This window comes from Methylorubrum zatmanii, from assembly GCF_014845115.1.
GTDB classification, from domain to species: domain Bacteria; phylum Pseudomonadota; class Alphaproteobacteria; order Rhizobiales; family Beijerinckiaceae; genus Methylobacterium; species Methylobacterium zatmanii.
The window spans coordinates 23578-35580 of the sequence record NZ_NKUI01000106.1 but is presented as its reverse complement, the minus strand read 5'-3'; the positions used below and the strand labels follow the sequence as shown (position 1 = coordinate 35580).

The window sequence follows — 12003 nt, the reverse complement described above, 5'->3', positions numbered from 1 at the left end:
CGGCCGGAGCCGGTGACGAGGCTGTCGCCGCCCGCGCCGCCGAGCACGACGTTGTCGCCCTCGCCCGCCCGGATCTCGTCCGCCTCGCCCACGGCCGGATCGGTCGTGCGCACGAAGACCGGAACCCAGGCCGACAGCGTCACCGCGCCGTTGTCGCCCAGGATCACGTCCGAGCCGGAGCCCGTGCCGATCGTGTCCGCGCCGACGCCGCCCAGCACCACCGAGCCGCCGTCGCCCACCGCGATCGCGTCGCGGCCGCCGATCTCCGGCGCAGTCGAGGCGATCTCGGTCGGACGCGCCTGATCGTCGAGATCGACCGCGCCGTTGTCGCCCAGCACCACCGAGCGGCCGGCGCCCAGGGTCAGCTTGTCCGAACCCGAGCCGCCGAGCACCACCGCGTTGGTCGCGCCGAGCGTCACCGTGTCGTCACCGGCAACCCCGAAGTCCGTGCTCTCGACATGGACCGGGCTGCCCTTGGCGAGCCGCACCAGGCCGGCATCGCCGAGGACGATGGCGTCACCCGCCTGACCCTCGATGGTGTCGCCGCCGGCCCCGCCGATCACCAGCTTGCGGCCGGTCCCGAGGCGGATCGTGTCGGCCGCGCCGACGGACGGCGTCAGCGTCTGGGCGAGGGTGAGCACCCCGGCCGCGAAGTCGAGCTGGCCGCTGTCGCCGAACACGGTCTTGGCGCCGTCATTCGCGGTGATCGTGTCGGCGCCGAAGCCGCCGAGGATGATGTCGCCGCCGTCGCCGGCCGCGATGGTGTCGTTGCCGCCCAGGCCCGTATCGGTGGAGAGGATCTGCTGCAGCTGACCGGCCGCGTCGTAGGTGACGGCGCCGAAATCACCGAGGATCACGTCGGCGCCCTTGCCGGTGGTGATCGCATCCGCATCCGCGCCGCCGAGCACGAGGTTGTCGCCGTCGCCCGCACGGATCGTGTCGCCCGCGCCGATCTCCACATCCGTGGTCCGAACGAGGATCCGCCTGCCATCGGTGCGGAAGGTGGCAAGGCCGTTATCGCCGAGCACCAGATCCGCGCCAGCGCCCGCCGTGATGGTGTCGCTGCCGAAGCCGCCGAGGATGATGTTGTCGCCGTCGCCCGCCGTGATGGTGTCGTCGTCGCCACGGGTCGGGTCGAGGGAAGCCACGCGCACCAAACGGCCATCGGTGAAGCTCGCCTCGCCGAAATCGCCGAGGATCAGGTCCGCGCCCGTGCCGGTGGTGATCTCGTCACGACCCGCGCCGCCGAAGACGATGTTGTCGCCGTCGCCGCCACGGATGACGTCACCCGCACCGCGGCGCTCGTCGGTGGTGTAGATGGCGTGAACGAGGCCGTTCTCGAAGGCCACGACACCCATGTCACCGAGCACGATGTCCGCACCGGCTCCCGTGGTGATGTCGTCCGAGCCGACACCGCCGATGACGACGTTGTCGCCGTCCCCACCCTTGATGATGTCGCGGGCGCCGTCATCCGGATCGGTCGAGGCGAACTCGACGCGCACGCCGCCCTCGAACAGCGCGTAGCCGTTGTCGCCGAGGATCACGTCGTTGCCGGCGAGCGCCGTGATGGTGTCGCTGCCCGCGCCGCCGAGGACGACATTATCGCCTCCGCCGACCTGGATCTCGTCATCGTCGCCGAAGGTCGGATCGAGGCTCTCGGCCCGCTTCAGACGGCCGAGGGCGTCGAAGGTCAGACGGCCGTTATCGCCCAGCACGATGTCGGCATCGCCATCGTCCTTACCGGCATCGATGCTGTCGGCCCCCAGGCCGCCGAGGATGATATCCGCCCCCGCGCCGGTCTTGATGACATCGCGCGTCCCGCCGTCGCGGCTGCTCTGGACGATGGAGCGGATGCCGAGCTCGAAGCGGACGAGGCCGTTATCGCCGAGCACGATGTCGGCGCCCTTGCCCGTCGTGATCGTGTCACTGCCCGAGCCGCCGAGGACGAGGTTGTCGCCGTCGCCGGCATCGATCCGGTCGTTGCCGCCATCGGTCGTGTCGATCGAGGCGAATTCGACGCGCACGCCTTGCTCGAAGACCGCGTAGCCGTTGTCGCCGAGAATCACGTCGTTGCCGGCCAGCGCCGTGACGACGTCGCTGCCCGCACCGCCGATGACGAGGTTGTCACCCCCGCCGACCTGGATCTCGTCGTCGTCACCGAAGCCGATATCGAGGCTCTCGGCTCGCTTCACCCGGCCCTGGGCGTCGAAGACGATCTGGCCGTCGTCACCGAAGACGATGTCGGCATCGGCATCGTCCTTGCCGGCGTCGATGCTGTCGGCGCCGAGGCCGCCGAGCACCACGTCGGCGCCCGCGCCCGTGGAGATGCTGTCGCGGGCGCCGCCGTTGCGGTCGCTGACCACCCGCGCCCGGATGCCGAGCGCGAAGGAGACCGTGCCGTTGTCGCCGAGCACGATATCCGCACCCGCGCCGGTGACGATGGTGTCGCTGCCCGAACCGCCGAGGACGACGTTGTCGCCATCGCCGGCATCGATCCGGTCGTTGCCGCCATCGCTGGTCTCGGTCGAGGCGACCTCCATCCGCACACCGGCCTCGAACAGGGCATAACCCTGGTCGCCGATCAGGATGTCATTGCCGCCGAGCGCGGTTATGCTGTCGCTGCCGGTGCCGCCGATGACGAGGTTGTCGCCGCCGCCGACCGCGATGGTGTCGTCGTCGCCGAAGCCCGCATCGAGGCTCTCGGCGCGCTTGACCCGCCCCTGCGCATCGAAGGTGACGTGGCCGTTGTCGCCGAACACGACATCGGCATCCGTGTCGAGCTTGCCCGCGTCGATGAGGTCGCTTCCGAGGCCGCCGAGCACCACGTCGGCGCCCGCCCCGGTCGTGATCCGGTCACCCGCGCCGCCCGTCCGGTCGCCGATCACCTCAGCACGGATTCCGCCCGTGAACCGAACGGAGCCGTTGTCGCCGAGCACGATGTCCGCGCCGGCCCCGGTGACGATCGTGTCCGCCCCGGCGCCGCCGAAGACGAGGTTGTCGCCCGCGCCCGCATCGATCTCGTCATCACCGCCGAGGGTGGGGTCGGTGGTCTGCGCGAAGGAGACCCGGCCCTGGCCGTCGAAGGTGACCTCGCCGTTGTCGCCGAACACGACATCTGCCTCGGAGTCGGCCTTGCCGGCATCGATGGTGTCACCGCCGAGACCGCCGAGCACCACGTCGGCGCCCGCGCCCGTAACGATGCTGTCGCGGGCGCCGCCGTTGCGGTCGCTGACCACCCGCGCCCGGATGCCGAGTGCATAGCCGACGAGGCCGTTATCGCCGAGCACGATGTCACCGCCGGAGCCCGTGCTGATGGTATCGCTGCCCGAGCCGCCGAGGACGAGGTTGTCGCCATCGCCCGCATCGATCCGGTCGTCACCGCCATCGGCGGTCTCGGTCGAGGCGAACTCGATCCGCACACCGGCCGCGAACAAAGCGTAGCCGTTGTCGCCGATGATCACGTCGCCGCCGCCCAAAGCCACGATGGTGTCGGCCCCGGTGCCGCCGATGACGAGGTTGTCGCCGCCGCCGACCGCGATGGTGTCGTTGCCGCCGAAGCCGGCATCGAAGCTCTCGGCGCGGATCACGCCGCCGATGGCGTCGAAGGTGACGTGGCCATTGTCGCCGAAGACGATGTCGGCGTCGGCATCGTCCTTGCCCGCATCGATCACGTCGCCGCCGAGACCGCCGAGGACGACGTCCGCGCCGGCCCCGGTGGTGATGGTGTCGCCCACGCCGCCGGTGCGGTCGCTGGTGACCTCCTGACGGATTCCTCCTGAGAACCGCACCGCGCCGTTGTCGCCGAGCACGATGTCCGCGCCCGCGCCCGTGGTGAGCGTGTCGCTGCCCGAGCCGCCGAGCACGACATTGTCGCCGTCGCCCGCATCGATCCGGTCATGGCCGGCCCCGGCCGCATCCACCGAGACGAAGGCGACGCGGATGCCGGCCTCGAACTCGGCATAGCCGCCGTCGCCGAGCACCGCATCGTTGCCGCCGAGCGCGACGACGGTGTCGTTGCCGGCTCCGGCGATGACCACGTTGTCGCCGGCACCGACCCTGATCGTGTCGTTGCCGCCGAAACCGAGGTCGAAGCTCTCGGCCCGCTTGACGTGGCCGCTGCTCTCGAAGGTGGCGCGGCCATCGTCGCCGAGCACCACGTCGTTGCCGCCGAGCGCGGTGATCGTGTCGGAGCCCGTGCCGCCGATGACGACGTTGTCGCCGCCGCCGACCGCGATGGTGTCGTCGTCGCCCAGCCCCATGTCGAGGCTCTCGGCGAGCTTCACACGCCCCTGGCTGTCGAAGGTGACGTGACCGTTGTCGCCGAAGACGATGTCGGCGTCGGCATCGTCCTTGCCGGCATCGATGGTGTCGCCGCCGAGGCCGCCGAGGACCAGGTCCGAACCGGCCCCGGTGGTGATGCTGTCGCCCGCACCGCCGTCGCGGCTGTTCGTCACCTCCAGGCGGATTCCGCCTGCGAAGGTGGCGCTACCGTTGTCGCCGAGCACGATGTCCGCGCCCGCGCCCGTGGTGATGGTGTCGCTGCCCGAGCCGCCGAGGACGACATTGTCGCCGTCGCCCGCATCGATCCGGTCATGGCCGGCCCCGGCCGCATCCACCGAGACGAAGGCGACGCGGATGCCAGCCTCGAACTCGGCATAGCCGCCGTCGCCGAGCACCGCATCGTTGCCGCCGAGCGCGACGACGGTGTCGTTGCCGGCTCCGGCGATGACCACGTTGTCGCCACCACCGACCCTGATCGTGTCGTTGCCGCCGAAGCCGAGGTCGAAGCTCTCGGCCCGCTTGACGTGGCCGCTGCTCTCGAAGGTGGCGCGGCCATCGTCGCCGAGCACCACGTCGTTGCCGCCGAGCGCGGTGATCGTGTCGGCGCCCGTGCCGCCGATGACGACGTTGTCGCCGCCGCCGACCGCGATGGTGTCGTCGTCGCCCAGCCCCATGTCGAGGCTCTCGGCGAGCTTCACACGCCCCTGGCTGTCGAAGGTGACGTGGCCGTTGTCACCGAAGACGATGTCGGCATCGGCATCGTCCTTGCCGGCATCGATGGTGTCGCTGCCGAGACCGCCGATGACGACGTCTGCGCCGGCCCCGGTGGTGATGGTGTCGCCCGCGCCGCCGTCGCGGCTGCTCGTCACCTCCAGGCGGATTCCGCCTGCGAAGGTGGCGCTACCGTTGTCGCCGAGCACGATGTCCGCGCCCGCACCCGTGACGATCGTGTCCGAACCGGCGCCGCCGAGGATCAGGTTGGCGCCCGCGCCCGCCTCGATCCGGTCTTCCCCACCATCGGTCGGGTCGGTGGTCTGGGCCAGGGTGACACGGCCGAGGGCATCGAAGGTGACGTGTCCGTTGTCACCGAAGACGATGTCGTCGTCGGTATCGTCCTTGCCCGCATCGATCACGTCGCCGCCGAGGCCGCCGATGACGAGGTCGGCCCCCGCACCGGTCGAGATCGTGTCGCGATTGCCGCCGAACGGGTCACTCTTGGCCTCCTGGCGGATTCCGTCCGCGAAGGTCACGAAGCCGTTGTCGCCCAGCACGATATCCGCGCCGGAACCTGCGGTGAGGGTGTCCGAGCCCGCGCCGCCGAGCACGATGTTGTCGCCGCCGCCGACATCGATCTCGTCGTTGCCGCCATTGGTCGGATCGGTGGTCTCGGCGCGGATGACGCGGCCGAGGGCATCGAAGGTGACGTGGCCATTGTCGCCGAAGACGATGTCGGAGTCGGCATCGTCCTTCCCGGCATCGATGCTGTCGCCGCCGAGGCCGCCGATCACCAGATCCGCTCCGGCACCGGTCACGATGCTATCGCGCGCACCGCAGGTCGGATCGCTCGCGGCCTCCAGGCGGATTCCGCCTGTGAAGGTCACGAAGCCGTTGTCGCCCAGCACGATATCCGCGCCGGCGCCCGTGATGATGGTGTCGGAGCCCGCACCGCCGAGGATCAGGTTGGCACCCGCGCCCGCCTCGATCCGGTCGTCCCCGCCGAGCGTCGGATCGATGGTCTCGGCGCGGACGACGCGACCGAGGGCATCGAAGGTGATGTGGCCGTTATCGCCGAAGACGATGTCGTCGTCGGTGTCGTCCTTGCCGGCATCGATCACATCGCTGCCGAGGCCGCCGATGACCAGGTCGGCCCCCGCACCGGTCGAGATCGTGTCGCGGCCGCCGCCGGCCCGCTCGCTCAGGGCTTCGAGACGCACGCCGTCCAGGAAATCGACGGCACCGTTATCGCCGAACACCAAGTCGGCACCGATGCCGGTGATGATGGTGTCGTTGCCCGAGCCGCCGAGCACGACATTGTCACCGTCACCCGCGCGAATGGTGTCATCACCCGCCACGCTCTCGTTCTTGGTGGTGACGCGCACGAGCTTGCCCTGCGCGAAGGTCGCCAGACCGTCATCGCCGAGGATCACGTCGAGGCCGGCGCCGGTGGTGATGTCGTCGGCCCCGACGCCGCCGAACACCACGTTGTCGCCCTCGCCGGCATCGATCAGGTCGCCGCCGCCGAAGGTCGATTCCATCGTCTCGATCGAGACGAGGACACCGTTCGCGAACACGACGCTGCCGTTGTCGCCGAGGATCACGTCCGCGCCCAACCCGGTCAGGATCTTGTCGGCGCCGACACCGCCGATGACGACGCTGCCACCGTCCCCGAGGGTGATCTCGTCGCGCCCGCCCGCCGTCGCGGCGGTGGTCGCCGCCTGCAGCACGCGGCCCTGGGCGTCGAAGCTGGCCTGGCCGTTATCGCCGAGGACGACGCTGCGCCCGTTGCCGGCGGTGATGGTGTCACCGCCCGAGCCGCCGAGGATCACGGCCACGCCGTCGCCGACGGTGATCGTGTCGTCACCCCCGACATTGTCGTAGGTGGTCTCGACCAGAATCGGCAGACCGTCGGCGGTGAACCGGGCGTGACCGGCATCACCCAGGATCACGTTGGTGCCGGTGCCGACCTTCACACCGTTCCGGATCCCGGCGGTGATGGTGTCGCCGCCGGCGCCGCCGACCACGGTGTTGCGGCCGCTGCCGAGCGAGACCGTATCCCTGTCGCCGACCTCCGGGCTGATGCTGGCGATCTCGACGATGAGGCCGGCCTCGAAATCGGCCTGCCCGCTATCGCCGAGGACGACGTTGGTGCCGTCGCCGACGGTGATGGTGTCGCGACCGGTCCCGCCGAGCACGACGTTGTCGCCATTGCCGACGGTGATGCTGTCGTCGCCGCCGATCGCGGTGTCGAACGAGAGCGCGCGCTGGATCCGGCCGAGGGCATCGAAGGTGACGATGCCGTTGTCGCCGAGGATCACGGCCCCCTTGTCGCCGCCCTTGATCGTGTCGCCGCCCGCGCCGCCGAGCACGACATTGTTGCCGGAGCCGAAGGTGATGGTGTCCGCGCCGCCGACGGCCGGCGCGGTGGTGGCGATGCGGGCGATCACGCTCGTGGTCACCGAGCCGGTGACCGTAACGGTGAAGTCGGCCTCGCCGCTGTCACCGAGGATGACGTGGTTGCCCGCGCCGGTGGTGATCGTATCGCCGCCCGCGCCGCCGATGATCCGGGATTCCCCGTCCTCGGCGGTGATGATGTCGTCACCGCCGATTTCCGGCGTGATCGACTCGATGCGCTGGGCGCGCCCGTTGCGGAACACCGCCCGGCCGCTGTCGCCGAGGATGACATGGTAGCCCGCACCGACCTTGATTGTGTCGCCGCCCACGCCACCGAGGATGGTGGTATCGCCTTCGGTCGCGGTGATGGTGTCGTTGCCGCCGACATCCGTCGCGGTCGAGGTCACCGTCGCGATGACACCCCCGTCGAAGGTGGCCGAGCCGCTGTCGCCGAGCACGACCTGGGTGCCCTTGCCCAGGGTGATCTTGTCCGCTCCCGCGCCGCCGATGACCGTGACGTTGCCGTCCTTGGCGGTGACGGTGTCGTCGCCGCCCACGCCCGGATCGATGCTCTCGATGGAGACGAGCTTCCCGGCGCTGAACACGGCCTTGCCGCTATCGCCGAGGATGACGTGGTTGCCCGCGCCGACATCGATGATGTCCGCGCCGGCACCGCCGAGGATGGTGGTGTCGCCATCCGCCGCCGTGATCGTGTCGTTGCCGCCGACATTGGTCGCGGTCGAGGTCACCGTCGCGATCTTGCCGCCGTCGAAGATGGCCGAGCCGCTGTCACCGAGCACGACCTGGGTGCCCTTGCCCAGGGTGATCGTGTCCGCCCCCGCGCCACCGATGACGGTGACGTTGCCGTCCTTGGCGGTGATGACGTCGTCACCACCGATCTCGGGATCGATGCTGTCGATGGAGACCAGCACACCCGCAGCGAAAGTGGCCTTGCCGCTGTCGCCGAGGATCACGTGGTTGCCGACCCCGACATCGATGGTGTCGGCGCCTGCACCGCCGAGGATGGTGGTGTCGCCATCCGCCGCGGCGATGGTGTCGTTGCCGCCGATCGCCGTGGCCACGGAGGTGATGGTCGCGATCTTGCCGTCCACGAAGGTGGCCGAGCCGCTATCGCCGAGCACGACCTGACGGCCCTTGCCCAGGGTGATCGTGTCCGCCCCCGCACCGCCGATGACGGTGACGTTGCCATCCTTGGCGGTGATGACATCGTCGCCACCGATCTCGGGATCGATGCTCTCGATGGAGACCAGCAGGCCCGTCGAGAAGACGGCCTTGCCGCTGTCGCCGAGGATGACGTGGTTGCCCGCGCCGACATCGATGGTGTCGGCGCCCGCGCCGCCGAGGATGGTGGTGTCGCCGTCCGCCGCCGTGATCGTGTCGTTGCCGCCAACCGCTGTGGCAACGGAGGTGATGGTCGCGATCTTGCCGTCCACGAAGGTGGCCGAGCCGCTGTCACCGAGCACGACCTGACGGCCCTTGCCCAGGGTGATCGTGTCCGCTCCCGCGCCGCCGATGACCGTGACGTTGCCGTCACCCGTCGTGATCACGTCGTCGCCACCGATGGCCGCCTCGTCGTCGGCGGTCTTGATGCCGGTGAGGACCGGCACCGGGACGAGCACGCCGTTGACGATGCGCGTGCCCGGCACGAAGCGGGCCTCGCCGGTATCGCCGAGGATCACATGCGTGCCGGTGCCGACGGTGATGCCGTCCTTGCCGGCGCCGCCGAGGATGGTGGTGTCGCCGTCGCTCGCCTTGATCGTGTCGTCACCGCCGGTCGAGCCGGCGATGCTGCGCAGGACGGTCAGGATGCCGTTCTCGAACACCGCCTCGCCGCTATCGCCGAGGATGACGTGGTTGCCCGCGCCGGCGGTGATGGTGTCGGCGCCGAAGCCGCCGATGATGACGTTGTTGCCATCGGTGGCGGTGATGGTGTCGCCGCCGCCGACGCCCGGGGACGTCGAGACGACCCGGCTGACGACGTGATTGCCGTCGAGGGCGATGCCGGCGGTGGCCGACCCGTCCTGATAGATCTGGCCGTGGTCGCCGATGATGACGTTGGCGCCGGCCTTGGCGTCGATGGTGTCGGTCCCGGCCGCGCGGGCCTCGTCGATGAACGGGTCGGCGATCGTGACGATGCGACGGACATCGTCGAGGTTGAGACTCGAATCGCCGAGGATGATGTCGGCGTCGGGCCCGCCGGTGATGCGGTCGTTCCCGGTGCCGCCGGCGATGATGTTGCGGCCCTGGCCACCGATGATGGTGTCGTTGCCGGCACCGCCATCGATGATGACGAGGCCGGTCGCGCCCGAGGCGTCGATGGTGTCGTTGAGGCTGACGATCGAGCCGTCGCGATCGGTCGCGCCCTCGTCGAGGAAGCCGAAGGCACGCCCCGTCGGGTTCGTCGGCGAGGAATTGTAGCGGCTCCGGTCGGCGGTGGTGTCGCCGAACAGGGCGAGGGTACCTTCCGAGCCGGTCACCTTGATGGTGTCGGCGCCGCCGCCGCCATGGATCGCGGTCAGGGTATCGCGGGCGGTGCCCGTGACGGTGACGTTGTCCGCGCCCGAGCCCAGCAGCAACTCGACCGAACGCATGCCACGATAGGTGACGCCGCCCTCATAGGTGCGGGGCGTCGTGCTCCCGCTCGAAGAGGTGCTGACGCTGTTCGTCGACATGCCGAAGCCGTCGATATGGTTGGCGCTCACCGTGCCGGCGACGCCGACGGTGGTGGAGTCGTTGTAGAGCGTGACCTTGTCGAAGTCCGGCTTGCCGCTGTCGGCGATCGTCCGGTTCACGACCGGGTTGATCTCGCCCGGCAGGACGATGGCCGGGGTCAGCGACCGATTGGCCGTGCCGACGCCGCCCTCCAGGATGACCGGGCCCTCGATGGCGCTGAGGTCGTGCGGCTGGCGTGCGAAGGTCTTGATGTCGGAGGTCGTCGACGCGGCGTTGGGGTTGCGCGCCACGGTGATCCGCACCGCCCGGTCGTAATCCGCCGCCGTGAAGGTCACGGTGGCCGGGTCGGTGCCGTTCGCCGCCTTGAAGCGCGGATCGGTGCTGGAGGTCACGGTCAGGCCGTCACCAGCCAGAGCGATCGTCACCGGCGCGGTCGGCGCCGTGGTCAGGACCATGTCATAGTAGGAAGTTTGAGTCGGCGTCACCGCGACGCCACCGACATGAGGCGTCACCACCACACCGGCGGTGTTGCCGTCCGCCACCTGCACACGGACGATGGCCTCCTTGATCAGTGCCGGATCGTAGAAGCCGGCGGCTCCCATGCTGCTGGTGACGCTGTGGGTGATCTCCGCGACGAAGCGGTTCTCGGGCTTCAGGTCAGCCGGCGAGGAGACGAGCACGGTCTGCGGCTGGTCCCAATTGGCCTTGGTGAAGGTGAGATAGGCCCGCCCGTCCTGATCCTTCGGCAGGGGATTGCCGTTGGCATCGGCGAAGGCGAGCTCGGTGCTCGACACCTTGAGCGTGACGCGAACGGTCTCGCCGTCCTTCGGCGGGTTGTTGAGGACGACCGTGTAGCTGTCCTTGTTCTGCGGCTTGTCGCCTTCGATGATCGAGGTGCTGCCGTCGCTCTCGACAATGGTCAGGCCCGGCTTGTCATCGTCGATGACCTTGACCAGCACCGTCCGCACGTAGCTGCCGTTCACCTCCGTGTTGGAGCTGATCACCGAGTGGCCGATGGCCACGCTCTGGTCGCCTTCCAGCGCCGTATCCGACTTGGCGCGGACGAACACCTTCTGATCGGCGGTCCAGACGTAAGTGCCGTTGCCGTCGAGGACCGTGGTGAAGCGCAGCGTCAGGGCGTCGGCCCAGGTCGAGCCGTCGGTCGAGATCTCGACCGTGCCCGCCTGGCCGGCGAGCGCCCGCATCTGTGCCGAGGATTGCGCGGCCGAAACCGTGATGACGGCCCAATCGTCCTTGCCGAGTTGGCTCGTCTTCGGCGCGGGCGGGGAGATCAGGTAGGTGCCGACCCTGCTGCCGACGGCATCCGGTGTCGTGATGGCCGAATCCTCGCGCAGGGTCAGACCGCCATTGTCGCTGACGGAGCCGCCATCGCTCGCCGAAACGGAGGCATTGATGCCGGGCACGACCAAGCCGTTATAGCGGTCGTCGGCGCTCTCGACCGTGTGGTTGATGACCGCCGAATTGCCCTTGGCATCGCGCGCGACCACTTCGCCGCTGACATCGCCGCCCACGTTGAAGGTGTCGCTGCCGAGGCCGCCGATCAGGGTCACGACCGCGCCCGGCGGCGTCGAGAGCACGTAGAAGGTGTCGTCGCCCTCCAGGCCGTCGACCTCGATCGCCTGGATGTTGGCGAAGCGGATCGACAGGCCGGCGCCGAAGACGCCGTCACGGGTCACGACGAAGGTGTCGGCGAACTCGGTGCCCAGCGCGACGATCGTGTTGAAGCCGGCGCCGCCGTCGATGTCGAGCGGTGCATTGATGTTGTACTCGATCCGGTCGTTACCGTCGCCGGCATTGAGCTTGATCTTGTTCTCCTGCGAGGTGGCGAAGGCACGCACGATGAAGGTGTCGTCGCCGTCCTCGCCTTCGAGGCGCAGATCCGCCTTGTTCGAGTAG

1 protein-coding gene (only partly in view) is annotated in these 12003 nt (G+C 69.4%); it reads right to left on the bottom strand.

Going from position 1 to position 12003, the window contains the following annotated elements:
• The coding region annotated (locus MZTS_RS13855) for a GLUG domain-containing protein (RefSeq protein ID WP_192284292.1) crosses the window boundary (this coding region is incomplete at both ends): on the bottom strand, positions 1 to 12003 show 12003 of its 35580 nt. The annotated region continues 23577 nt past the right edge of the window.